General features: G+C 70.8%; 1 pseudogene. It reads right to left on the reverse strand.

Going from position 1 to position 359, the window contains the following annotated elements:
- Window positions 1-325: pseudogene (locus H489_RS0119340) on the reverse strand (CoF synthetase); the annotation flags it as partial.
- Window positions 326-359: the final 34 nt, after the last annotated feature.

Here is a 359-nt window from a genome sequence, read left to right on the forward strand (position 1 = left end):
ACCGGCGGAGCTCAGCGATCACGGCGCCGCGAGCGGCATCGGCGTCGAACCCACCGGCGCCCGAGGCGAGCTGGAACGCGATGTGCAGCTGCCGGTCCCCGTGGTCGTCCTCGTAGCTGATCAGCCGGTGGTTCTCGACGGCCTCGAGCAGCTCCGGGTCGCCGTACACGACGTCCCGCACCACGTCAGGTGCGACGACGGCCCCGTTGTAGTCGACGGACAGGTCGGACCGGCCGTAGTGGAACAGCAGCGGCAGGTCGAGTTCGGCCTCGGCGGCGAGCGCCGCGTGTCCGGTCGCCCGCAGCACGGACCGCAGCTCCTTCATCCGCACGACGTGTCCGCGGTCGTGGATGTTGTAG

It is taken from the genome of Curtobacterium flaccumfaciens UCD-AKU (assembly GCF_000349565.1).
GTDB lineage: Bacteria > Actinomycetota > Actinomycetes > Actinomycetales > Microbacteriaceae > Curtobacterium > Curtobacterium poinsettiae.